The sequence below is a fragment of the Streptomyces sp. NPDC110618 genome (assembly GCF_055657065.1).
In genome coordinates this window covers 1-24756 of record NZ_JBVKBN010000030.1, presented here as the reverse complement: position 1 = coordinate 24756, position 24756 = coordinate 1, and the positions used below count along the sequence as shown (strand labels likewise).

16 protein-coding genes are annotated in these 24756 nt (G+C 72.7%); 6 read left to right on the top strand and 10 right to left on the bottom strand.

The window, feature by feature from the left end:
* Window positions 1–6: 6 nt before the first annotated feature.
* From ACZ7L7_RS34050 to ACZ7L7_RS34040, 3 genes are all read right to left on the bottom strand, one after another.
* Window positions 7–3528 carry an ATP-dependent DNA helicase gene (locus ACZ7L7_RS34050; RefSeq protein WP_285510231.1) on the bottom strand — a complete coding sequence of 1174 codons (3522 nt, stop codon included), beginning with the start codon at window positions 3526–3528 and terminating at the stop codon, window positions 7–9.
* A gap of 91 nt (window positions 3529–3619) precedes the next feature.
* A complete protein-coding gene (locus ACZ7L7_RS34045) occupies window positions 3620–6964 on the bottom strand; it encodes an ATP-dependent helicase (RefSeq protein WP_285510232.1) in 3345 nt (1114 codons plus the stop codon).
* A gap of 257 nt (window positions 6965–7221) precedes the next feature.
* Window positions 7222–7608, bottom strand: coding sequence for an MGMT family protein (locus tag ACZ7L7_RS34040; RefSeq protein WP_285510233.1), 387 nt, complete (start codon window positions 7606–7608; stop codon window positions 7222–7224).
* Between the two features lie 185 nt (window positions 7609–7793).
* On the opposite strand from ACZ7L7_RS34040, the gene ACZ7L7_RS34035 reads away from it, so the two are divergent.
* The 3 genes from ACZ7L7_RS34035 to ACZ7L7_RS34025 all read left to right on the top strand — a co-directional run bounded on the left by ACZ7L7_RS34035 (window position 7794) and on the right by ACZ7L7_RS34025 (window position 13816).
* A complete protein-coding gene (locus ACZ7L7_RS34035) occupies window positions 7794–10514 on the top strand; it encodes a lysylphosphatidylglycerol synthase transmembrane domain-containing protein (RefSeq protein ID WP_471427731.1) in 2721 nt (906 codons plus the stop codon).
* A gap of 76 nt (window positions 10515–10590) precedes the next feature.
* Window positions 10591–12135 carry an alpha/beta fold hydrolase gene (locus ACZ7L7_RS34030; protein WP_472077861.1) on the top strand — a complete coding sequence of 515 codons (1545 nt, stop codon included), beginning with the start codon at window positions 10591–10593 and terminating at the stop codon, window positions 12133–12135.
* A 136-nt stretch (window positions 12136–12271) separates the two neighbouring features.
* Window positions 12272–13816 (top strand): alpha/beta hydrolase, encoded by a 1545-nt coding sequence (locus ACZ7L7_RS34025; RefSeq protein WP_453601307.1) that lies wholly within the window; start codon window positions 12272–12274, stop codon window positions 13814–13816.
* A 65-nt stretch (window positions 13817–13881) separates the two neighbouring features.
* On the opposite strand, the gene moeZ is transcribed toward ACZ7L7_RS34025, so the two are convergent.
* The 7 genes from moeZ to ACZ7L7_RS33990 form a co-directional block, all read right to left on the bottom strand.
* Entirely contained in the window at window positions 13882–15060 is a 1179-nt protein-coding gene (moeZ, locus tag ACZ7L7_RS34020; RefSeq protein ID WP_285510237.1) for an adenylyltransferase/sulfurtransferase MoeZ, read from the bottom strand.
* 63 nt (window positions 15061–15123) lie between these two features.
* Entirely contained in the window at window positions 15124–15873 is a 750-nt protein-coding gene (locus tag ACZ7L7_RS34015; RefSeq protein ID WP_453601303.1) for a spherulation-specific family 4 protein, read from the bottom strand.
* The gene (locus ACZ7L7_RS34010) at window positions 15861–16820 is read right to left on the bottom strand and encodes an NAD-dependent epimerase/dehydratase family protein (protein WP_093724493.1); all 960 of its coding nucleotides are present in this window, start codon (window positions 16818–16820) and stop codon (window positions 15861–15863) included. The genes ACZ7L7_RS34015 and ACZ7L7_RS34010 overlap by 13 nt, the downstream gene beginning before the upstream one ends.
* A gap of 132 nt (window positions 16821–16952) precedes the next feature.
* Window positions 16953–18209 (bottom strand): hypothetical protein, encoded by a 1257-nt coding sequence (locus ACZ7L7_RS34005; RefSeq protein ID WP_285510239.1) that lies wholly within the window; start codon window positions 18207–18209, stop codon window positions 16953–16955.
* Window positions 18206–19921, bottom strand: a complete 1716-nt coding sequence (locus tag ACZ7L7_RS34000) for a DUF3492 domain-containing protein (protein WP_472077860.1) — start codon at window positions 19919–19921, stop codon at window positions 18206–18208. The genes ACZ7L7_RS34005 and ACZ7L7_RS34000 overlap by 4 nt, the downstream gene beginning before the upstream one ends.
* A gap of 223 nt (window positions 19922–20144) precedes the next feature.
* Window positions 20145–21743: a DUF3152 domain-containing protein gene (locus tag ACZ7L7_RS33995; protein WP_453601298.1), complete on the bottom strand. Its 1599-nt coding sequence runs from the start codon at window positions 21741–21743 to the stop codon at window positions 20145–20147.
* Window positions 21744–21750: 7 nt separating this feature from the next.
* Window positions 21751–22812 carry an alpha/beta fold hydrolase gene (locus ACZ7L7_RS33990; protein WP_285510242.1) on the bottom strand — a complete coding sequence of 354 codons (1062 nt, stop codon included), beginning with the start codon at window positions 22810–22812 and terminating at the stop codon, window positions 21751–21753.
* A 327-nt stretch (window positions 22813–23139) separates the two neighbouring features.
* Between ACZ7L7_RS33990 and ACZ7L7_RS33985 the strand changes: the two genes are divergently transcribed.
* The 3 genes from ACZ7L7_RS33985 (at window position 23140) to ACZ7L7_RS33975 (ending at window position 24599) form a co-directional block, all read left to right on the top strand.
* Window positions 23140–23364, top strand: coding sequence for a hypothetical protein (locus ACZ7L7_RS33985; protein ID WP_285510243.1), 225 nt, complete (start codon window positions 23140–23142; stop codon window positions 23362–23364).
* Between the two features lie 227 nt (window positions 23365–23591).
* Window positions 23592–24236, top strand: coding sequence for a TetR/AcrR family transcriptional regulator (locus tag ACZ7L7_RS33980; RefSeq protein WP_285510244.1), 645 nt, complete (start codon window positions 23592–23594; stop codon window positions 24234–24236).
* Between the two features lie 135 nt (window positions 24237–24371).
* On the top strand, window positions 24372–24599 hold the full coding sequence (locus tag ACZ7L7_RS33975; RefSeq protein ID WP_093724501.1) for a DUF3107 domain-containing protein: 228 nt from the start codon (window positions 24372–24374) through the stop codon (window positions 24597–24599).
* The last annotated feature ends 157 nt before the right edge of the window (window positions 24600–24756 follow it).

Here is a 24756-nt window from a genome sequence, read left to right as displayed (position 1 = left end):
ACGAGCCTATCGGCCCGCACCGACATCCTTTGTGGGCGGTTCGTCACACGACGGCTCCCCGGCCAGCAGCCGCTCCAGCGCGGCCCGGTCCGGAAGGTCCTCCGGACGGACCACCTCGCCGGTTCGTACGTAGAGGAAGACGGCGCTCACCGACTCCAGCGGCACCCCCTGCTGCTCCGCCCAGGCGAGCCGGTATACGGCCAGCTGGAGCGGGTCGGCGGTGCGGCCGCGGTTGGTCTTCCAGTCGACGATCTCGTACGTCGTCCCCTCACCCTCGCCGTCCTTGTAGACGGCGTCGATGCGGCCCCGGACGACGCGGCCCGCGAGGTGGAGCTGGAAGGGGGCCTCGACGCGGTACGGCGTGCGGTGGGCGTACTCGGTGCGCTCGAACGCCTCCTTGAGCGCTTCCAGATCCCTTTCGTCAGCGATCTCGGCGTCGCCGCCGGGCAGTTCCTGGGGCTCCAGCATGGGCAGGGTCAGTTCTTCGAAGCGGGCCTCGACCCAGGCGTGGAAGCGGGTGCCGCGGCGCGCCGCGGGCTGCGGCGGGCGGGGCATGGGGCGGGCCAGCTCCTGGGCGAGGCCGTCGGGGTCGGCGGCCAGGCGCAGTACCTGGGAGGCGGTCAGGGACGTGGGGAGGGGCACCTCCGTGACGCTCTCCCGCGCGCGGAGCAGCTCTCCGGTGAGGGCGTCGAGGTCGCGGTCCCAGGAGGCGATGGTGCGGGCCTCCTCGGGGGTGAGGGAAGGGTGGTCCGGGGGCGGTGCCTGGTGCGGGACGGTGGGGCGGTCGGGGGTCCAGGTGTCCCAGTCGTCGGGGAAGGGATCCTCTTCGGGAGACCCGTCGTCAGGGAACGGGTCCTCTTCGGGAGGCCCTTCCTCGGGGAACTCCCCTTCCGGCGGCCCGAAGTGGTCCTCGTCGTCCTCCGGGGGCGGCGGCCAGTCCGGGTCGTATGCGGTCGCCGGGGCGTGCGTCGTCGCCGGGGCGTACGGGGTCGTCGGGTCGTACGCCGTCGCGGGCTCGGGGTCCGCGGGCGTGTCGAGGCCGTCCAGGTATCGCAGGACCGTCTCGGCGGCGGCCCTGCGCCGGGCCAGTGCCGCCCCGTCCAGGGGCAGCGGCCACACCTGGTCGGCGTCGGCGGTGTGGAGGGCGGGGTTCTCCTCGTCCTCGGCGGGCTCGTCGGCCCAGACCTCGATCTCGCCGTGTCCGGCGACGCAGTGGCCGTACAGGGCCTGGAGGAAGTCGGAGGGGCCGCGCGGCTTCTTCTGGCTGGGGCCCCACCAGTGGCCGGAGCCGAGCAGCAGGCGGCGGGGGCGGGTGAAGGTGACGTAGCCGAGGCGGAGTTCCTCGGTGTGCTGGTGCTCCTTCATGGCCTCGTGGAAGTCCTTCAGCCCGCGTGAGTCCCAGGACAGGACGTCGGGCAGGGTGTCGGCGTCGCCGCGCAGGGCGTGCGGCAGCACCCGTGCCTGGGAGGTCCACTTCTCGCGGCCCTGGCTGCTCGGGAAGGTTCCGGTGACCAGGCCGGGGACGGCGACGACATCCCATTCGAGGCCCTTGGACTTGTGCGCGGTGAGCACCTTGACGGTGTTCTCGCCGCCCGGGAGGGCGTTGTCGAGGCCCTTCTCGTACTGGGCGGCGGTGCGCAGGAAGCCCAGGAAGGCGAGCAGGCTCGCCTCGCCGTCCCCGGCGGCGAAGGAGGCGGCGATGTCCAGGAAGTTCGACAGGGTCTCGCGGCGGCGGGCGGCCAGGGCGTGCGGGGACGCCGACAGTTCGACCTCCAGGCCGGTGACGGCGAGGACGCGGTGCAGGACGTCCATCAGCGGGTCGGCCAGCGAGCGGCGCAGGTCGCGCAGTTCGGCGGCGAGGCGGGCGAAGCGCACGCGCGCGTCCGGCGAGAAGGGCAGCCCGTCGTCCTCCCCGTCGAGGGGGGTTTCGAGGAAGGTGTCGAGGGCGTCCGCGAGCGATATCACCTCGGCGGGGTCGACCCCCTCGACGGCTTCGGCGAGACGCCGGTCCGGGTCGTCGTCGCCGTCCACGCGCGCGTGGGCGACGAGTCGGCGGGCGCGGCGTCCGAGGAGGGCGAGGTCGCGGGGGCCGATGCGCCAGCGCGGGCCGGTGAGCAGGCGGACCAGGGAGGCGTTGGCGCCGGGGTCCTGGAGGACTTCACAGACGGCGACCAGGTCGGCGATCTCCGGCAGGTGCAGCAGCCCGGACAGGCCGACCACCTCGACGGGCACGTCGCGGGCCACCAGCGCGCTCTGGATCTCGGCGAAGTCGGTGGCCGTACGGCACAGGACGGCGATCTCGCCGGGTGCCTTGCCGGTGGCGACGAGGTGGGTAATGGAGTCGGCGATCCAGTCGATCTCCTCGGCGTGGGTGCGCAGCAGCGCGCAGCGGACCGTGCCGTCGCGTTCGGCGCCCGGGGCCGGGCGCAGCGCCTGTACGCCCGCGTGCATGGCGCGCAGGGGCTCGGCGAGGCCGTTGGCGAGGTCCAGGAGGCGGCCGCCGCTGCGGCGGTTCTCGCTGAGGGCCTGGCGGGTGGCGGGGCGGCCGTCGGCGCGCGCGAAGTGCTCGGGGAAGTCGTCGAGGTTGGCGACGGAGGCGCCGCGCCAGCCGTAGATCGCCTGGCAGGGGTCGCCGACGGCGGTGACGGGGTGTCCGGTGCCGTCGCCGAACAGGCCGGCGAGCATGACGCGCTGGGCGACGGAGGTGTCCTGGTACTCGTCGAGGAGGACCACGCGGAACTCCTCGCGCAGGGCGCGGCCCACCTCGGGGATCCGCGCGAGCTGCGCCGACAGGGCGATCTGGTCACCGAAGTCGAGCAGGTCGCGCTCGCGTTTGGCGGCCCGGTAGCGGACCACCAGGTCGGCCAGCTCGCGGCGGGCGGCGAGCGTCTCGGGGACCTTGCGCAGGTCGGCGTTGGTGAGCTTGACGCCGCCCAGGGTGAGCAGGAGTTCGGCGTCGTGGGCGCGCAGGGACTCGGGGCGGACGAGGTGCTCGGAGAGCTCGGCGTCGAGCGCGAGGAGGTCGCTGACCAGGTCGGCGAAGGAGCGGGTGAGCGCGGGATAGGGGCCCGGCGCCTCGCGCAGCACGCGCGCGGCGAGCTGGTAGCGGGTGGCGTCGGCGAGCAGCCGGGAGGACGGCTCAAGGCCGATGCGCAGGCCGTGGTCGGTCAGCAGGCGGCCGGCGAAGGCGTGGTACGTGGAGATGACGGGCTCGCCGGGCGGGTTGTCCGGGTCGATGACGTCGGGGTCGGTGACGCCCGCCTTGATCAGTGCCTTGCGGACGCGTTCGGCGAGTTCGCCGGCGGCCTTGTTGGTGAAGGTCAGCCCGAGGACCTGTTCGGGGGCGACCTGGCCGGTGCCGACGAGCCAGACCACGCGCGCGGCCATCACCGTGGTCTTGCCCGACCCGGCTCCGGCCACGATCACCTGCGGGGCGGGCGGCGCGGTGATGCACTCCGTCTGCTCCGGGGTGAACGGGATGCCGAGGAGCTCCTTGAGCTGATCGGGATCGGTGATACGTGGCGGCACCTGAGAGAGGCTAGCGGCGGCCACTGACACTGCCTGACCAATCACCCGCCGACCGGAAGAAATCCCAGGTCAGCGCGGGTCGTGCGGTCCGTCACTCGATGACGTGACGCCCCTCGGGGCGGGCGCTGCAGGACGCCCGGAACGCGCAGTGGCCGCAGTGCTGGCCGGTCTTCGGCGAGAACCGCTCGTCGAGGACCTTCCCGGCGGCGGTGGCCAGCAGGTCGCCGATCCACTCCCCCTCCAGCGGCTCCTGGGCCTGCACCTTGGGCAGGGTCTCGCCGCCGTCCCGCTTGGCCGCGCCCTGGCGCAGGTGGACGAGTTCGGCGCCGCCCGGCTCGGGGCGGTGTCCGTCGAAGGCGTCGTCCACGGCGCCCTCGCGGACGGCTAGCTGGTAGACGGCGAGCTGCGGGTGCCGGGCCACCTCGGCGGAGCTGGGGGCCTGCTTGCCGGTCTTGAAATCGACGACGTAGGCGCGGCCCTCGCCGTCGGCCTCGACGCGGTCCATCTGGCCGCGGATGCGGACCTCGTAGTCGCCCGCTTCGAGGGTGACGTCGAAGTCGTGCTCGCTGGCGACGGGCGTACGGCCGGTGCGGTCCGTGACGTGCCACTTCAGGAAGCGTTCGAGCGCCACGCGCGCGTGCTCCTTCTCCTGCTCCGACTTCCACGGCGCGTCGAAGGCGAGCGCGTTCCACACCGAGTCCAGGCGCTCCATGAGGACGGCGAGGTCGGCCGGGGTGTGTCCGGAGGCGACCTCGTCGGCGAGGACGTGCACGACGTTGCCGAAGCCCTGGGCGACGGTCGCGGGCGCGTCGGCCTTCACCTCGCGCCCGAGGAACCACTGCAGGGCGCAGGTGTTGGCGAGCTGGTCGAGAGCGCTGCCGGAGAGCACGACGGGCTGGTCGCGGTCGCGCAGCGGCACCTTGCTCTCGGTCGGCTCGAACATGCCCCACCAGCGGTAGGGGTGTGCGGAGGGGACGAGAGGGCGGCCGTCCTCGTCGGTGAGCGCGGCGAGCCGGGCCAGGCGCTGGGCGGCGGCTTCCCTGAGGGTGTCGGACACGCGCGGGTCGACGGTCGTGGCGCGCAGTTCGGCGACCAGGGCGGCGACCGACAGGGGGCGGCGCGGGCGGCCGGTGACGTCCTTGGGCTCGGTGCCGAGTTCGGTCAGGAAGCGGGAGGGCTGGTCGCCGTCGTCCGCGGGTGCCTTCACCGCGGTGACGACGAGGCGTTCCCGCGCGCGCGTGGCGGCCACGTAGAACAGGCGGCGTTCCTCGGCGAGCAGCGCGCCGGGGGTGAGCGGTTCGGCGAGTCCGTCGCGGCCGATCCGGTCGGCCTCCAGCAGGGAGCCACGGCGGCGCAGGTCGGGCCACAGGCCCTCCTGGACGCCCGCGACGACGACGAGCCGCCACTCCAGCCCCTTGGAGCGGTGCGCGGTCATCAGGCGGACCGCGTCGGGGCGCAGGGCGCGCCGGGTGAGGGTGTCGGCGGCGATGTCCTCGGCCTCGATCTGGGCCAGGAAGTTCAGGGCGCCCCGGCCGCCGGTGCGCTCCTCGGAGCGGGCCGCGGTCGCGAACAGGGCGCATACGGCGTCCAGGTCGCGGTCGGCGTTGCGCCCGGCGGCGCCGCCGCGGCGGGCGGCCCGCTCCAGGCGGCCGGGCCACGGGGTGCCCTCCCACAGGACCCACAGCGCCTCCTCGGCCGTACCGCCGCCCGCGAGGGTCTCGCGTGCCTTGCGCAGCAGCGCGCCGAGCCGCTGCGCGCCCCGCGCGTACACGGGGTCGTGCGCGACCAGGCGCTCGGGCTCGGCGAGCGCCCGCGCGAGGAGCTCGTCCGACGGCGGCGGCAGGGCGACCCCGGCGGCCCGCTCCTCGTCGCGCAGGGCGCGGCCGAGGCGTCGCAGGTCGGCGGCGTCCATGCCGGCGAGGGGGGAGGTGAGCAGGGTCAGCGCGGTCTCGGTGTCGAGCCAGCAGGGGGAGGTGTCGGGAGTGTCGTCCTGCTCGACGGGAGCGGGCGCCGCCTCCCCCTCGTCGGCAGGACCAGGCGCCGCCTCCGCCTCGGCCACCGCCCGCAGCGCCGCCAGCAGGGGCGCCACCGCCGGTTCGTGGCGCAGGGCCACGTCGTCGCCGTCGATGTCCAGGGGGACGCCCGCCGCGGTGAGGGCGCGGCGGACCGCCGGGATCGTGCGGGATCCGGCACGTACGAGGACGGCCATCTCGCTCCAGGGGACGCCGTCCTCCAGGTGCGCCCTGCGCAGGATGTCGGCGATGTTGTCCAGCTCCGTGCCGGGCGTCGGGTACGTGTACACCTCTACGCGGCCGCCGTCCCGGACCGGGGCGAGTTCGCGGTGGGCGCGGACCTTGTCGGCGGGCAGGCGGGTGAGCGGCATCCGCTGGGTCAGCAGCCGGGTCGCCGCCAGCAGGGCGGCGCCGGAGCGGCGGGAGGTGCGCAGCACCGCGACCGGCGCCGGGCGGCCGTCCACGCGCGGGAAGGCGCGCGGGAAGTCGAGGATGCCGTTCACATCGGCGCCCCGGAAGGCGTAGATCGACTGGTCGGGGTCGCCGAAGGCGACCAGGGTGCGCCCGCCGCCCGCGAGCGCGTGCAGCAGGCGGACCTGGGCCGGGTCGGTGTCCTGGTACTCGTCGACGAACACCGCGTCGTACTGCCCGGCGAGGCGGTGGCCGACCTCGGGGCGCCGGGCCAGCAGCACCGCGCGGTGGACGAGTTCGGCGTAGTCGAGGACGCCCTGGAGGTCGAGGACGTCGAGGTACTCGGCGAGGAAGGCGGCGGCGGCCCGCCAGTCGGGGCGGCCGATGCGGCGGGCGAAGGCGTCCAGCGCGTCGGGGCCGAGACCCAGTTCGCGGCTGCGGGCGAGGACCGCGCGGACCTCGTCGGCGAAGCCCCGGGTGGTCAGACAGGCGCGCAGTTCGTCGGGCCAGCGCACATGGGCGAGGCCGAGCCGCTCCAGGTCGGGCTGGCCCGCGAGAAGTTCTCGGACGGCCACGTCCTGCTCGGGGCCGGACAGCAGCCGCAGCGGCTCCACGAACAGGTCGCTGTCCTGGTGGGCGCGGACCAGGGCGTAGCAGAACGAGTGGAAGGTGGTCGCCTGCGGGGCGCGCGCCGCGCCGGTGCGCAGCGCCATCCGGTCGCGCAGTTCGACGGCCGCCTTGCGGCTGAAAGTGAGCACCAGGATGCGCGCGGGGTCGGTGCCCTCGGCGATCCGCCGGGCCACGGACTCCACCAGTGTGGTGGTCTTGCCGGTGCCCGGACCTGCGAGAACGAGCAACGGTCCGGTCTCGTGCTCAACCACCGAGCGCTGTGCCGCGTCCAGAAGAGGGGGGTCCACTCTGGCCGGCGGGGTACGCACCAGTCGGTAAGCGCCACGGCTCCCCTGTCGCACCTGGGGGTGCGACAGGCGTCCGGTGGAGGAAGAGGAGCTCACGTGGTTCGCCGGTCCTGGTGGGTGTGCTGGTCGGCCGGGCACCGCGCGATGAGAGCGGTGGCGGCGGGATGAGGGGGACGCGTGCAGCCGACGCTACGCCGCCGGACCGACCGGAAGCAGGGCTTCCGATTCATCCCTCGGCGCGCTCGCGCCACATGAGTCCCTCGACTCACGAACGTACGTCATGCCACGCATGTGCCCCTGTTCCCCCGTACGGATCACAGGTCACACCGCGGCCCGTCGAATGGCGGAAGCTTTCAGGTGTGACCTTCCGTCCGTCCGCCGCCGTCCCAGCGCGCCCGTTTCATGTCCAGGCGCGGCAGGTGGCCCTCGGCGGTCCGGCCGGCCTCCCGCAGGGGCGTGCCCTCGGCGCGGTAGTGGCCGAGCGCCCGCAGCTCGTGCCCGGGCAGGAGCACCCCGTCCGAGCGGACGACACGCCACCAGGGCACGGCGCCGCCGTACAGGGCCATCACCCGGCCGACCTGTCTCGGGCCGCCCTCCTGAAGCCACTCCGCGACATCCCCGTAGGTCATGACGCGCCCGGGCGGGATCAGTTCGGCGACCTCAAGGACCCGCTCGGCGTACTCGGGCAGCGCGTCCGCGTACTCCGGGCGGGCGTCCTCCGGAAGGATCTCCTCGCTCATCCGTCCCATCCTGCACCACCCCACCGACAATGTGACGGGCCGCTCACGGTGCGTGCCCCTCGCCCCGAAGCAGCGCATCCGGCAGACTGTGCGGCCCGTATCTGCACCCTGACGCCCCCGCGTGTCGGTGGGGCATGCCACCATCATGCGGGCGGTGACCGTTGATACGAGATCAAGAAGAGACGATGAAGCAGCAGGGTGTGCACCCCGAGGACGCGGAGAGCACCTCTGAGGCTTCGTCGCGCCCCGACGGCCCCGACGACAGGAAGGGCGCGGCCACGGACGACGACCGGCCCCCCACCTACGGCGAGCCGCCCGCCGACGCGGTGGAGGGCGACGAGCCGCTGCTCCCCGCGCGCGTGCACCGTCCCTCCGACCTCATGCGGCTGCTCGTGGGCGTGCTCGCCGTGGCCGTCCTCATCGCGGTCGCCGCGTTCGCGCACGGCACCACCTCCGGCCTCGAACAGGACATCAACAAGGGCACCGGACAGGCGCCGGACCTGCTCATCAAGATCGCGGGACTGGCCTCCAGCATCGCGATCCTGCTGGTCCCGGTCGCCTTCGCGATCGAACGGCTGATCAAACGCGACGGACTGCGCATCGCCGACGGTGTACTCGCCGCCGTGCTCGCGCACGGTGTGACACTCGCCACCGACCTCTGGGTCGCCGAGGCCGCTCCCGACTCCATCCAGGAGGCGCTGACCCAGCCCTCTCCCGGTGATCTCAACGCTCTCACCGACCCGGTGCACGGCTATCTGGCCCCGGTCATCGCGTACATGACCGCGGTCGGCATGTCCCGCAGACCGCGCTGGCGCGCGGTGCTGTGGATCGTGCTGATGCTCGACGCCTTCTCGATGCTGGTCACCGGGTACACCACTCCGTTCTCGATCATCCTCACAGTGCTGATCGGCTGGTCCGTGGCGTACGGCACGCTGTACGCGGTCGGCTCCCCCAATGTCCGCCCGACCGGCCGGACGCTGATGGCGGGCCTGCGGACCGTCGGGTTCCGCCCGGTGAGCGCGGCCCGCGACGAGACCCCGGAGCAGGCCGACAGCGGTGACCGCGGCCGGAGATACTTCGTCACCCTGGAGGACGGCCCGCCGCTGGACGTCACGGTCGTCGACCGGGAACAGCAGGCCCAGGGCTTCTTCTACCGCGTCTGGCGCAACCTCACCCTGCGCGGCTTCGCGACCCGCCGCAGCCTCCAGTCGCTGCGCCAGGCCCTGGAGCAGGAGGCGCTGCTCGCCTACGCGGCCATCGCCGCCGGCGCCAACGCGCCCAAGCTGATCGCGACCTCCGAGCTAGGCCCCGACGCGGTGATGCTGGTCTACGAGCACACCGGCGGACGCACGCTGGACTCCCTGCCGGACGAGGAGATCACCGACGAACTGCTGCGCAACACCTGGCACCAGGTGCGGGCGCTGCAGTCCCGCCGTATCGCGCACCGCAGGCTCGCGGGCGACGCGATTCTGGTGGATCGTTCCGGCAACGTGATCCTCACCGATCTGCGCGGCGGCGAGATCGCGGCCGGTGACCTGCTGCTGCGCATGGACATCGCCCAGCTCGTCACGACGCTCGGCCTCCGCGTGGGCGCCGAGCGCGCCGTCGCCTCCGCGGTCCGCGTCCTCGGCCCCGACACCGTGGCCGACTGCCTGCCGATGCTCCAGCCCATCGCACTGACCCGCGGCACGCGCGCGACCCTGCGCAGACTGGCCCGGGAGCGCGCGGAACGCGAGCGCGAGGCGGTCCTGGAGGCGTCCCGGCAGGCCAAGCAGGCGCGCGCGGAGGCCTCCGGGGACGACGTGCCCGTGCTGGAGAAGGCCGACAAGAAGACCGTGCGGGCGCAGGCACGGGCCGAGAAGCGGGCCATCGACGAGGCCATAGAGGAAGCCCGCGAGGAGGACCTGCTCACCCAGATCCGGCACGAGGTGCTGCGGATCAGGCCACAGGCGCCGGTCGAACCGGCCCGCCTCGAACGTGTCCGGCCGCGCACGCTGATCAGCTTCATCGCCGGCGCCTTCGGCGCGTACTACCTGCTCACCCAGCTCACCCACATCGAGTTCGGCCCGCTGGTGTCCAACGCCGAGTGGGGCTGGGTCGCCGCGGCCGTGCTGTTCTCCGCGGCCAGCTATTTCGCGGCGGCGCTGTCGCTGCTCGGGTTCGTGCCGGAGCGGGTGCCGTTCCTGCGGACGGTGGCGGCGCAGGTCGCCGGATCCTTCGTGAAGATCGTCGCACCGGCCGCGGTCGGCGGCGTGGCCCTCAACACGCGGTTCCTGCAGCGCTCGGGGGTGCGCCCGGGCCTGGCGGTGGCCAGTGTGGGCGCCTCGCAGCTGTTCGGGCTCGGCTGCCACATCCTGATGCTGCTGGCCTTCGGCTATCTCACCGGTACCGAGAAGACACCGTCGCTGTCGCCGTCCCGGACGGTCATCGCGGGTCTGCTCACGGTCGCGGTGCTGGTGCTCGTGGTGACGTCGGTGCCGTTCCTGCGCAAATTCGTCGTCACGCGCGTGCGGTCGCTTTTCGCGGGTGTCGTCCCGCGGATGCTCGACGTGCTCCAGCGGCCGCAGAAGCTGATCACCGGCATCGGCGGCATGCTGCTGCTGACGGCCTGCTTCGTGATGTGCCTGGACGCCTCCATCCGCGCGTTCGGCGACGAGCAGACCTCGATCAGCATCGCCAGCGTCGCCGTCGTCTTCCTCGCGGGCAACGCGCTCGGCTCCGCCGCCCCGACCCCGGGCGGTGTGGGCGCGGTCGAGGCGACCCTGACGGTCGGCCTGATCGCCGTCGGCCTGCCCAGTGAGGTCGCCGCCCCCGCGGTCCTGCTGTTCCGGCTGCTGACCCTGTGGCTGCCGGTCCTGCCGGGCTACCTGGCGTTCAGCCACCTCACCCGCAAGGGCGCGCTGTAGCGCGGGCACCTCGGGTGCGTACCTCGTACGGCCCGTGCCCCGAGCGTCCGGTCCTGCCCGACCGCAGGATGGGATCATGCCGAACCCCGCCCGTCTGCGCGCTGCCGTCCTGACCGCCACCGTGCTGCTGTCCTCGCTGCTGGCGGGGTGCGGCGGCGACGATTCCGAGGACGGGGACCTGACGGCCCAGAAGCTCAACTGGGAGGACTGCCCGGCCCCCTCCCCGGCCGAGGGCGGCGGCGATGCCCCCTCCCCGTTGCCCGACGGGGACGAGTGGCAGTGCGCCACCATGAAGGCGCCGCTCGACTGGGACGACCCCGAGGGCGACACGATCGACCTGGCGCTGATCCGCGCCGAGTCCAGCGGAAGGGCGAGCGAGCGGATCGGCTCGCTGCTGTTCAACTTCGGCGGCCCGGGCGGCTCGGGCGTCACCACGCTGCCCGCGTTCGGCGAGGACTACGCGGCTCTGCGCACCCGGTACGACCTGGTCAGCTTCGACCCGCGCGGGGTGGGCCGCAGCGCACCCGTGGAGTGCGAGAACGACCAGCAGCTCGACGCCTTCTTCCAGCAGGACGCGACCCCCGACGACGCCGAGGAGCGCACCGAACTGCTGGACAACACCAAGGAGTTCAACGCGGCCTGCGAGAAGAACTCCGGGAAGATCCTGCCCGAGGTGCGCACCACCGACGCGGCCCGCGACATGGACCTGATGCGCCAGGTCCTCGGCGACGACAAGCTGTACTACTTCGGCATCTCCTACGGCACCGAACTGGGCGGCGTGTACGCCCATCTGTTCCCCAAGCGGGTCGGGCGCGCCGTCTTCGACGCGGTGGTCGACCCGACGCAGACCCCCGAGCAGGGGTCGCTCGGCCAGGCGCGCGGATTCCAGCGGGCGCTCGACAACTTCGCCGAGGACTGCACCTCCAAGGTCGAGGACTGCCCGATCGGCGACACCGCGCAGGACGTGAAGGACCGTATCGCCAAGCTGCTGGCGGACCTCGACCGCAAACCGCTGCCCGGCATCTTCCCGCGCGACCTGACCCAGACCGCGGCGACCAACGGCATCGCGCAGGCCCTCTACTCGCAGGACTTCTGGGAGTACCTGACCCAGGGCCTTGAGCAGGCGTACGACGGCGACGGCAGGATCCTGATGCTGCTGTCCGACTCCATGAACGGCCGCAACGAGAACGGCGAGTACAGCAACATCACCGCCGCCAACGTGGCGATCAACTGCGCCGACGACAAGCCGCGGTACACCCCCGAGTTCGTCGAGTCGAAGCTCCCGCAGTTCCGGGCGGCCTCCCCGCTGTTCGGGGACTACCTGGCCTGGGGCATGCTCAGCTGCACCGACTGGGCCGTGCCCGGCGCCGCCGACCACCCGGATGTGAGCGCGCCCGGGGCGGCGCCGATCCTCGTCGTGGGCAACACCGGCGACCCGGCCACCCCGTACGAGGGGGCCCGGAAGATGGTGCGGGCGCTGGGTGAGGGGGTCGGGGTCGAGCTTACGTACAAGGGGCAGGGGCACGGCGCCTACGACAGCGGGAACCGGTGCGTGCAGAGCGCGGTGAACGGCTACCTGCTGGAGGGCAAGGTGCCCCCGGCCGGCACGGTCTGCTCCTGAGCGAATCCGAGACCAGAGAAAAACAGCAGGTCAGGAGGTTATCCACAGGCCGGAACGGGTTGCGTGGACTATGCCTACTATGGCCTGACCGCCATCCGCAGCACTGAGCGGACGGCCGACTACGGGGGGAGTACAGATGGCACGTTTCGCACGGTGGGCGGCCCTGACCGCCGCCACCGCACTGCTGGTCACGGGGTGCAGCTCGGGAGGCGACGAGGACGGCAAGAGCGGCGACAAGAGTGGGGGCAAGAGCCCTACCAACTCCTCCGCCGCCGACCCCCGACTGCCCGCCTCCCTGACCTCCCAGAAGCTGGACTGGAAGGAGTGCGAGGCCACCGACGGCTCCGAGGCGCCGGGGGACGACTGGCGCTGCGCGACGCTGAAGGCGCCGCTGGACTGGTCGAAGCCGGCGGGCGAGACGATCGACATCGCGCTGATCCGCTCCGAGGCGACCGGTGACGACCGCATCGGCTCGCTGCTGTTCAACTTCGGCGGCCCCGGCGGCTCGGGCGTGTCGTTCATGCCGTACTACGCCTCCCTCGCCTCCGAACTGCACAAGCGCTACGACCTGGTGAGCTTCGACCCGCGCGGGGTCGCCGCCAGCGAGGGCGTGCGGTGCCGCAGCGACAAGGAGATCGCGGCCGCCGAGACCGTGGACACCACTCCGGACACCCCGGCCGAGGAGACGGCCTACTTCGAGGACGCCGCCGACTTCGGCAAGGGCTGCGCGAAGTCGGCCGGGAAGCTGATGTCCCATGTGTCGACCACCGACACCGCCCGCGACATGGACCTGATGCGCCAGGTCCTCGGCGACGAGAAGATGCACTACTTCGGCATCTCCTACGGCACCGAACTGGGCGGTGTGTACGCCCACTTGTTCCCCAAGAAGGTGGGGCGGCTGGTCCTGGACGCGGTCGTCGACCCGACCGCGGACTCGGTGGACCACGCCAAGCACCAGGCCAGGGGCTTCCAGCGGGCGCTCAACAACTACCTGAAGTCCACCGGGCAGGACCCGCAGAAGGGCACGCAAGAGATCGCCGACCTGCTCAAGCGCATCGACGCGAACCCACTGCCCACGTCCTCCGACCGCAAGCTGACCCAGACGCTCGCCATCACCGGCATCGTGACGCCGCTGTACAGCGAGTCCGGCTGGCCGATGCTGACCAGCGCCCTGAAGGCGGCCGAGGCGGGGGACGGTTCGGAGCTGCTGAGCCTCGCCGACGACTACAACGAGCGTGACGAGTCGGGGCGGTACGGCACGGGCGGCCACTCGCAGCGGGTCATATCGTGCCTGGACGCCAAGCAGCGCCCGACCGTCGAGGAGACCAAGGCACTGCTGCCCGAGTTCGAGCGGATCTCACCGGTGTTCGGCCCGTTCCTGGGCTGGGACACGGCCGGCTGGTGCCACGACTGGCCGGTCCCCGGCCAGCACGACACCCCCGAGGTGAGCGCACCCGGCGCGTCCCCCGTCCTGGTCGTCGGCAACACCGGCGACCCGGCCACCCCCTACGAGGGCGCCCGCGCGATGGCGGACGAACTGGGCAAGGGCGTGGGCATACTCCTCACCTGGAAGGGCGAGGGCCACGGCGCCTACGGCAGCGGCAGTTCCTGCGTCGACTCCACGATCGAGGACTACCTGCTCTCGGGCACGGTCCCGAAGTACGGCAAGGTCTGCGACTGACGGCAACGGGGGTCCCGGGCACCCGAGGTGCCTGGGACCCCCGCCAGTCGGGCCGGGAGGCCGGGTCAGTAGACCGGCTTCTCCGGTTCGATCTGGTTGACCCAGCCGATGACGCCGCCGCCCACGTGGACCGCGTCGGCGAAGCCCGCGGACTTCAGGACCGCGAGGACCTCGGCGCTGCGGACGCCGGTCTTGCAGTGCAGGACGATCTTCTTGTCCTGCGGGAGGCTCTCCAGGGCGGTGCCCATGAGGAACTCGTTCTTCGGGATCAGCTTGGCGCCCGGGATGTTGACGATCTCGTACTCGTTGACCTCGCGGACATCGATGATCTCGATGTTCTCGCCGTCGTCGATCCACTCCTTGAGCTGCTTGGGAGTGATCGTCGAACCGGCGGCGGCCTCCTGGGCCTCCTCGGAGACGACGCCGCAGAACGCCTCGTAGTCGATGAGCTCGGTGACCGTCGGGTTCTCGCCGCAGACCGCGCAGTTGGGGTCCTTGCGGACCTTCACCTGGCGGTACTGCATCTCCAGGGCGTCGTAGATCATCAGCCGGCCGACCAGCGGCTCACCGGTGCCGGTGAGGACCTTGATGGCCTCGGTGACCTGGATGGAGCCGATGGACGCGCAGAGCACGCCCAGCACGCCGCCCTCGGCGCAGGAGGGGACCATGCCCGGCGGCGGGGGCTCCGGGTAGAGGCAGCGGTAGCAGGGGCCGTGCTCGGACCAGAAGACCGACGCCTGGCCGTCGAAGCGGTAGATCGAGCCCCACACGTACGGCTTGTTCAGCAGCACGCAGGCGTCGTTCACCAGGTAGCGCGTGGCGAAGTTGTCCGTGCCGTCGACGATCAGGTCGTACTGGCTGAAGATGTCCATCACGTTGTCGGCTTCGAGCCGCTCCTCGTGAAGGATCACGTTCACGTACGGGTTGATGCCCTTGACGGAGTCACGGGCGGACTCGGCCTTGGAGCGGCCGATGTCCGACTGGCTGTGGATGATCTGGCGCTGCAGGTTCGACTCGTCGACCTCGTCGAACTCCACGATGCCGAGGGTGCCGACGCCCGCGGCGGCCAGGTACATCAGCGCCGGCGAGCCCAGGCCGCCGGCGCCGACACACAGCACCTTGGCGTTCTTGAGCCGCTTCTGCCCGTCCATCCCCACGTCGGGAATGATCAGGTGGCGGGAGTACCTGCGGACCTCGTCTACGGTGAGCTCAGGAGCTGGCTCGACCAGGGGTGGCAGCGACACGGGGGCTCCGTTGGTCGGTTCATCACTACGGTTGTTCTCTCCGTAACAGTGCCATGGCCTTTTTCATTCCGAGACACCTGTTCCGATCCGCGAGACGATTTCGTCCCAGTAGCCGGGCATGGCCTCCCAGGGGTCGCCGCGCCCGCCGCGGTCCGTGCGGTCGGTGAACCAGATGGTGGCGGCGCCCTGCCAGCGGGCCACGCGCAGCGCCTCCTCCAGGTGGCCGCGTGGCACTCCGTGGACGAAGTGGCAGAAGCGGTCCGGGGGATAGTCCGCCGTCCACTCCGCCACCTGCGACCAGCGGTACTCGCTCCACGGCCCGGAGAACGTGACCAGTTGGTCGGCGCACTCGGCGTAGCCGGGGTAGGGGTGCGTGCCGTGGCCGAGGACGATGTGGGCGTCGTCACGCAGCGCGCGGAGCGTGGTGAGGGCGCGCCGGGTCTCCGGGAGCGCCGTCCGCTCCGTGGGACAGTGGTCCAGAAGGAAGCCGTCGACCCGGTACCAGTCGACGTACCGGTGCGCCTCGGAGATCACCTCTCCGAAGGAGCGAGCGCCGTGCGCGGTGTCCAGGCGGCCGAGGATCCGCACCCCGGCGGTGTGCAGCCGGGCGGCGACCTGGAGGCAGTGCGGGTCGGGGCGGCTGCCGGGTCCGTCGGAGACGTCGAGCACCGCCCAGTGGACGGGGGTGCCGGGGCGGGCCAGTTCGGCCCATTCGGCGGGCGCGACGAGGGGGTGGGCGAGGCCGGGGACACCGAGGCGGATGTGCAGGTCGGTGACCCAGGAACTGGGTTTTGTACTGGTCAGATGCGGCATGCCGCCTCCATCCAGATGTCGGCGAGGGACTCTTCGAGGTTGATCCGCGGACGCCAGCCGAGCCGGTCGCGCGCGGTGCGCACATCGGCCTGCTGCCAGCTGCCGCAGCCGTCCGGGTACGGGAACGCGACGGGCGTCGCGTGGTCGGACTCGGAGCGCGGGTGGCCGATGGTCGCCCGCAGCGGGCCGGGCGGGCCGTCGAGTTCGTGGAGGGCGCCGCCGTACCCGGCCACCCGCGCGAGGACGGCCGCGGCGTCGCGGAGCCGGACGGCGCGCCCGGAGCCGATGTTGATGACGCCCTGCGCGGCGGACAGGGAGGCGGCGTGCACCGCGCGGGCGACATCGCGGACGTCGACGAAGTCACGCTGGGCGCCGAGTCCGCCGAGCTTGAGCTCGCCGTCGCCGGACTGCATCGCGCGCCGCATGGCCTCGGCGAGCCGGCCGAGCGGGGAGCCCGCGGGTGTGCCCGGACCGGCCGGGGAGAAGACCCGCAGCACCACCGCGTCCAGACCGGAGCCGAGGACGAGTTCGGTGGCGGCGAGCTTGCTCACGCCGTACGGGCCGCCGGGCCGCGGCACGGCGTCCTCGGCCGTGGAGGAGCCGGGCTGGCTGGGCCCGTACTCGGCGCCGCAGCCGATCTGCACCAGCCGGGCCCCGCAGCCGCTGCGCCGCAGTGCCTCGCAGACGGTGGCGACGGCGACGGTGTTGTGCCGGGTGAGTTCGCGGGCGCCGCCGCGGGTGGCGCCCGCGCAGTTGATGACGACGCCCGGATGCACCGCGTCGAGGAAGCGGGTGAGGGCGCCGGGGCTGCCGGACGCGAGGTCGAAGCGGACGTCGGCGTCGTCGCCGCGTCCGAGGGCGGTGAGCTGGACGGCCGGGTCGGCGAGCAACCGGTCGGCGACGTAGCGGCCGAGGTAGCCGTTGGCTCCGATCAGCAGGACTCTCATCGCGCCGCTCCCGGGGCCGAGGGTTCGGGTCGGGAGGTGATCATGTGGGGTTCTCCTTCGCAGGGATGGTGCGGGGTGCCTGCGGCGGACGGGGCGCGCGGTGGGGGCACGCGCTCGTGCGCGCGGGACGCGTCAGCACGGCGCGTCCGGCGTGGCGTGGGCCGAGGCTCGGGTCAGGGTTCGACTGGAGTGGATGAGCAGGGTCAGGGCGCCCGCGCCGCAGGCGAGCGCCGGGACGGCGCCCGTGCCCCACGCGGTGACGAGTGTTTCCACGGGCACGGCCAGGACGTCGCAGCCGGGCAGCCGGGCGGCGAAGACCGCGGCGAGTGCCAGTGCCTCGGCGCCCGCCGTGACGGCGAGGACACGCGCGGGGGCGTGCGTGAAGCCGTGCGCGGCGAGCAGGCGGGCGAGCAGCAGCAGGGCGCCGAGGGCGAGCGTCTGCGCGTATGCGACGGGCTCGTCGAGGGCGCCGCCGCACAGGGCGAGCAGGCCGGTGAGGGCGGCGAGGTACAGGGTGAACGTGCCGAGCAGCAGGGGCTGTACGGAGGTGGCGTACTCCTCCAGGCCCCGGCTGGCGGCGAGCCTGCGGCGGGCGCGGGCGGTGAAGAGGTGGGCGCACCAGAGGGCGGGGGCGACGGAGAGGGCGAGGGCCAGGACTCCGGCCGGGGCCGGCGTCGGCGGGGCGTCCGGGCCGCCGGCCAGAGCCGCGCGGAGCAGGGCGTCACCCAGGGCGGCGTAGGCGATCAGCCACCACGTCCAGCCGCCGGTGGGGCGCGCGGTGCGGTCGGCCGGGCGCAGCGGGCCGCGGGACAGGGCCGCGCGTACGGCGAGGGCGACGGCCAGGACACCTACGGCGGCGACGATCAGCCGGAGCTGTCCTTCGGTGAGCCGCACTCCGGCCACGGTGGCCGCGGCGAGCGCCCCGGGGAGCAGGGCGAGCAGCGCCCAGTCGGCCCGCGCCCGGGGGGCGCTCGGCGCGGTGGTGCGCGCCGGCGCGTCCTCGTCGCGAGGCACGCGCGCGTACATCTCCTCGGCGAGCGAGAACACGTCCCGGTGCCGGAAGCGGGCCGCCGTGCGGTCGGTGACGCCGTGCGCCTCCAGGCCCGCGGCGATCTCCAGGGGGTCCACGGCCCGTTCGCACAGCTCGCGATGCCGGTGCATCAGCGCCTTCACGGGGTCCACGGTGGTGCGGCGCGGGCGTGTGGGCGCCGCGGTCGACCGGTCCGGCCCCAGTACGTCCGTGACCGGCCCGGAGGCGGGCTGCTCAGGTACGTCGCCCTGCCCCGCCGCCCACTCCCGGGACTGCTCGTCCCAGCCGCCGGGGCTGTCGGGCGTCCCGGGGCGGTCCAGTTCGCCGAGTCCCTTGGATGGGTCGGGCGCGGCGCTCATCGCGCGCCCTCCACGGCCACCCGGGAGGTCGCCCGGACCGGTGGTCCCGCCGCCCAGCCGGGGCGACCGCGTGCCATCAGACGCACCGCCGGACCGGTCCAGCCGCCGGGGACATGGGCCTCGGCGGGTACGGCGAACGGCAGGGGTTCGCCGGTCTCGTCCAGGACCACCCGGCGCACCGGGCAGCGTGCGACGATCTCCAGGTAAATGCCGTGAAATGCCGCGACGTTCTGCTCGACGGTGAACAGTTCGAGGGCACGCGCGCGTGCGGCCGCGCCCAGGCGCTCACGGCGCTCGGGGTCGCGCAGCAGCGCCACGCACGCCTCCGCGAGCGCCCGTGGATTGCGCGGGGGCACCACGAGCCCGGTCCCGCCGATGACCTCCACGACCGCGCCCACGTCCGTGGAGACCGTGGCCCGGCCGCAGAGCATCGACTCGACCAGGCTGATCGGGAAGCCCTCGACGACGCTGGACAGCACGGTCACGGCTCCGGCGGCGTAGGCGTCGGCGGGCGTCGGCAGCTCCGGGCCGCCGATCTCCTCGAAGGAGACGGGGTTGTCGCCGACCGCGTGCAGACCGTCCGCCTCGTCGGGGAAGAGCTGCGCGGCCAGTGCCCTGCAGTGGCCGAGGTACGCCTCGCCCTCGGCGCCCGCGGGGGCCCCGACGATGCGCAGCCGGGTCTTCGGCTCCTCCTTGCGGATCTCGGCGAAGGCGTGCAGCAGGGAGACGAGATCCTTGGTGGGCTCCACCCGGCCGACCCACACCAGGGTGTCCGGGTCCGCGCTGTCGGGCCCCTCGCCGACCTCCGAGAAGCGGGAGGCGTCCATGCCGGGGTAGACGGTGCGCAGCTTGGCGCGGTCGGCGCCGCAGTGCTCCTGCCAGCGGCGGGCGTGCGCGTTGCCCGGGGTGATGACCTCCGCGCGCGCGTAGATCTCGGCGGCGAGGCGGCCGTGGAAGGCGGCGAGCAGCGCGCGCACCGCGGGCGGCGCGTCCTGGGCGGCGAGGTAGTGCGTGCGCAGCCGCACGCCGTACTCCGTCACGAGCAGGGGTACGCCGAAGAAGTGCCGGGCGAGGAGCCCGGGGAGGGCCGCGGGGCCGCCGGAGGCCGCGTGGCAGAGGTCGACCGCGCCCAGGCCGTCGTCCTCGTACCAGTCGAGGGAGAGGGGGCGCAGGGCGCGTTCCAGATGCGCGGCGACGGTGAGCAGTTCGGGGACGCGCGCCGTGCGCGCCGTGCGGAGGGCGCCCGGCGCACGGCAGGCGCGCTCCAGGGCGCGTACGGCGGTCTCGGAGCGCAGCGCCCCGGCCAGGCCCCCCTCGTCGCGCGCCAGCTCCGCGAGCCCGTACAGCGCACTGCCGAAACGGTCCGCCTCAGCGGCCGACACTCCCCCGGAGTGCGCACCCCCGGCTCGCACCCCTTCGCCCCCGGCGCACACCACATCCGCCAGCGCGCCGTAATGCTCGACGAAGCGCCGGCGCGCACGCCTGCCGTACACCACCCCGTCTTCCTCCGCGTTCCAGAGCGGCGCGGTGCGCACCCGGCGCACCTGCGGTGGCAGAGGGACCCAGCCCTCGTCCTCCTGGCGCTCGCTGCGGCTGAGCGCGTAGACGTCGAACTCGTGCTGCCCGAGCCCGCGCACGAGCCGGTCGCACCAGAGCCTGGCGTCACCGCTCACATACGGATAGCCACCCTCCGTAAGCAGTCCGATGCGCACGAGTGCACCCCCGATCTCCCTTAAGGGGAGCCGCCGTTGACCCGGCGGCTCGCAGCGGGACGAACGTATGCGGACAAGGCGGTGGCGCGACGGACGGTTGTCCATCGCGCCACCAAAAGGGGTGAACGGTCGTAACTTTCCCGTGCGGGTAGCGTTCCGTCGCGCTAAGAGATCATGCAGTTACGTTTCGTTCGGTCACGGCCGACTCCCGTCGAGCGGGCCGTCAACCTCCCGGGTACGCCCATGGATTGGGGCGGCAGCTGATCCCGTCGTACTTGAGGAACTTGGTCTGCTGCTGCATGACCGGGGCGAGGTCGCCGTCCTTGTCGCAGGTCACATGGGAGAAGCCGAGCCGGTGGCCGATCTCGTGGTTGATCAGCATCTGGCGGTAGGCGTGGATCTTGTCGCCGTAGGTCTCCGAACCCTGCGCCCACCGATAGGCGTTGATCATCACGCGCTCGGTGGCGGCGGAGTCGCAGGACACGTTGTCCACGGTCGTGTCCAGGCCCGACTTGGCGCACCACTTGGCCGTCGTGCCCGGGCTGGCCAGGGTGATCACGAAATCCGGCTTGCCGGTGTGGATGCGCTCGAAGGTGCGGGCACCGTCGTGCGCCCAACTCCGGTCGTCGTTCAGCGTCTTGTGCACGGCCTGCGCGAACAGCTCGCCGTCGAGGCCGAGCCCCTGCTCGATGTCGACGCGGTACGTGTACTTCCGCCCCTTGCCGGGTGCCTTGTCGACGCCCTTCACGGCGTCGAACTTCCCCGATCCGGAGAGTTCGGCGCTGAGCGGGAACGTCCTGCTCATCTGCTGCTCGTACGACGGCGGCGCCTGACCCGGCTGGGAGGGCGTCGGGCGCCCGTCCCCGCGCGAGGCGGCGTCCCGGGAGTCGCGCGCCTGGTCGGTGGCGGCCTGGGGACGCGCCTCGGCGTCCTGGCGCTGGTCCGCGACCTGACCGGCGACCACGACCGCGAGGACGGTGGTGACGGCGGCGGCCGCGATACCGGTGAACGCGCGCCCCTTGGAGCCCTTGGCGGACACCGGTGCGCCAGTCGGCGGGAGGTGGTCGGAGTCGGTCTCGCTGGGCACGCCGACCGCGGCGGAGGACCACTCCGTGACGGAGCGGTACGGGTCGGCGGAGGTGCGGGGAGTGAAGACGTCGGCGTCCTCGAAGGCGTCGACGTACTCCGGCCTCGGCCCGCCCCGGGCCTCCGGGGGCCGCTGCCGCGGTATGGCGGGACCGGCCGTACCGGTCCTCAACTCCCCCCAGCCGCCACCGGGTTCACGCTGCTCGGGATGCCCGCCCCGCACCTGCGGAAAGCCCTGCGCGGGGGTTCCGTCGGGGAAACGGGGGGTGCCGTGAGCCGGGGTGCCGTCGGGAAGCCGCGGAAAACCGTGCGCGGGGGTGCCGTCGGCGTAGCGCGGCACTCCATGAGCAGGAGTGCCGTCCGGGTAGCGCGGGACGCCGTGGGCGGGAGTCCCGTCGGGGTAGCGCGGGACCCCACGCGCCGGAGTCCCGTCCTGGTACCGAGGCACTCCCTGAGCCGGAGTCCCGTCCGCATACCGAGGTCCCCCATGAGCCGGTGCTCCATAGGCCGGTGCCCCGTATCCCGGAGCCCCATGGGCCGGACCCCCGTACCCCGAGGTCCCCTCCGCGTACCGGGGAGCGTCCCGGGCCGACACCCCGTCGGACCCTCCCGGCCCCCCGGGCCCTCCCGGAGCCGGCCTGGAGCCGGAGCCCTGCTGTGCGCCCCTCCGCCTCCCGGCGGGTTCCGCGGTCACCGCGCGTTTCGGCGCGGGTCCACGGCGACTGTGGCGTCCCACTCGGGCCTCAGCTCCCCGTGGTCTCGGTCATGGCGCCCTCATCGTGCACGGCATTGCCGCCCTTCAAGGTCACGCCCCCGTCGACAGCCCCGCCCTGACGCGAGGTCGCCCCATCATGCCCCTCGGCGAGCAGTTCCCGGAACGCCCGCGCCACCACATCCGGGTACTCCATCATCGCCACGTGCCCCGCCTCGGGCAGGGTCAGCAGCCGGGAGTCGCGGAAGGCACGGGCCGCCCGCCGGGCCATGCGGTAGCCGACGAGTTGGTCCCGCCCGCCGTAGACCAGGAGCGTCGGGGCCAGGACGCGCTCGGCCTGGCGCCACAGCGCGTGCTGGCCGCCGAGGGTGTACGCGTTCACGATCCCCCGCGCGGAGCGCGCCATCGCGTCCCAGAAGTAAGGCAGTTGCAGCCGCCGTTCCATCTCCTCCACGGCGTGTCGGAACCCCTCCGGCGTCACCCGCGCGGGGTCGCCGTAGCACAGCCCCAGGACCCCGCGGACGCGCTGTTCCACCGTCCACTCCTTGGTGAGCCGGGTGAAGAGCGCGGCCACGCCGGGCACCGCGAGCAGCGCCGTCGGTACGGCGGTGCTCTGGACGCGGATCTCCGGGAGCGCGGGGGACACGAGCGTGAGCGTACGGACCAGATCGGGGCGCACGGCGGCGACGCGCGTGGTGACCGCGCCACCGAGGGAGTTCCCGAAAAGGTGCACGGGTCCGCGCCCGGAGGCGTCGAGGTAGCGGATGACGGCACGCGCGTGCGCGGTGACGGAGTAGTCGCCGTCGTCCGGCGGCGGGGAGTCGCCGAAGCCGGGCAGGTCGACGGCCTCTCCGTCGACGTGCTCCTCCAACTGCCGCATCAGCTCGGACCAGTTCTGCGAGGAGCCGCCGAGTCCGTGCACGAAGAGCGCGGGCGGCACGCCCTCGCGGGCCGGCGGTCTGGACCGTACCGTCAGGGTGATCCCCGGCAGCCCGACCGACCTGAGTCGCTCACCTTCGGCGACCCTCACGGTCGCCACCTTCGGCAGGACGTTGGCCGCCGGGTTGGCGGACGGCAGCTCGGTCGAAGACATGCGGCAATGTTACGAGACGATCACGCAGTGGTTCATGTGTTCGCGGTCACAGGCTTTGCATGTTCGCGGTCAGGGGTACTCGGCAGGAGACCCTGTGAGGGGCCTCTGTCAGAAGCATTCAACAGGGGACCCGAACGCACCCCGCGCGTAGCGTCTTTTTCCGCCCCTCGCGCACCCTCCTTCACATCCCGCGCGTAGGTGCGCACGGAGTGACCTCACGGACGCGGATCGCATAGCGTCGGAATCGGGTGTCTCCTAGGCTCGTACAGAGGGCACCCGCGTGTGGCCCCTGTTTTCCCAGGGACGTTCGTAGGAAGGGAGCCCACCATGGCCGTAGACCCCACCGATCCCGAGACGTTCGAGGACGAGGAGAGCCAGGAAGCGCCGGAGTTCGGCGTGGAAGCCCCGGACGCCGACGCGGCGGAGCAGCACGCCGACATCGCTCCAGAGCGCGACGACCCGCTCAAGGACGCCGACCAGACCCACGCGAACGTCGCCGACCTGGTGGAACAGGCCCGGATCGTCTCTCACGACGAGGACGACTATCGGTGAGACGACCGTCCGTGAGACGACTGTTGGTGATGTGCGATGCTTCGGGGCACCGCTGAGCAGGAGGGAGACGGACTTTTGCCCTGCTCGCCCCGCTTTGAAACCTTCCGCGCGGCTTTCGCCGGTGTCCGGTCCGTGAAATTCTGCGCTCGCACCGCGCACACCAGGGTTACCGAAAAGTACGATGGCGGCGCGGCGCACACCGCATGTGGACGACTTTGGGAGGCGGCGTGACAGCCATCGAGCAGACAGAGGCGGCACGCCCGCGAGGGACGCGCCTGCCGCGCCGTGCCCGACGGAACCAGCTGCTGGGCGCCGCGCAGGAGGTCTTCGTGGCGCAGGGCTACCACGCGGCCGCGATGGACGACATCGCCGAGCGCGCGGGGGTCAGCAAGCCCGTGCTGTACCAGCACTTCCCGGGCAAGCTCGATCTCTACCTGGCCCTGCTGGACCAGCACTGCGAGTCGCTGATCCAGGCCGTGCGCAACGCGCTCGCCTCGACGACCGACAACAAGCAGCGCGTCCGCGCGACCATGGACGCCTACTTCGCGTACGTCGAGGACGACGGCGGCGCCTTCCGGCTGGTGTTCGAGTCGGACCTGACCAACGAGCCCGCGGTGCGCGAGCGCGTGGACAAGGTCACCAACGAGTGTGCCGAGGCGATCTGCGACGTCATCGCCGAGGACACCGGCCTCTCCCGCGCGGAGTCGATGCTGCTCGCCTCCGGTCTGGGCGGACTCGCCCAGGTGGTGGCCCGCTCCTGGCTGCACAGCGACCGCAGCGTCCCGCGCGACCAGGCGGTGCAGCTGCTGACCTCGCTCGCGTGGCGGGGCATCGCGGGCTTCCCGCTGCACGGCACGGACCAGCACCACTGACGGGCGTTTGTTCCCGCGCGCTGTTCGCTCCTGGCGTTCTTGCGCGGAGCGTGTACGTCCCCTCACCGGGCTAATGTGTGCTGGGTACGGCGCGGTAGGCCGCGCACTTTCACTGACCGTCGGAGGGACATAGCCGTGGAGGTCAAGATCGGCGTGCAGCACGCGCCCCGCGAGATCGTTCTGGAGAGCGGTCAGAGCGCCGAGGAAGTCGAGCGGGTGGTGTCCGAGGCGCTCGCCGGCAAGACGGCGCTGCTGAGCCTCGTGGACGAGCACGGCCGCAAGGTCCTCGTCCCTGCCGACCGTCTCGCCTACGTCGAGCTCGGCGAGCCGGCCCCGCGCAAGGTGGGCTTCGGCGCGCTGTAACAGCAGGCAGGCACGGGGCTGCGACGGCAGCCCCGCACGGAGGGCCCGGCGGTTCGAGGAACGACGCTGTTGGTTTATTCGGGCCCTTGATCACTTCGCCCCGTTGAGCGTCAGCTCGGCGGGGCGAAGTGCTGCGAAGTGGCTGGTGCGGGTGCGG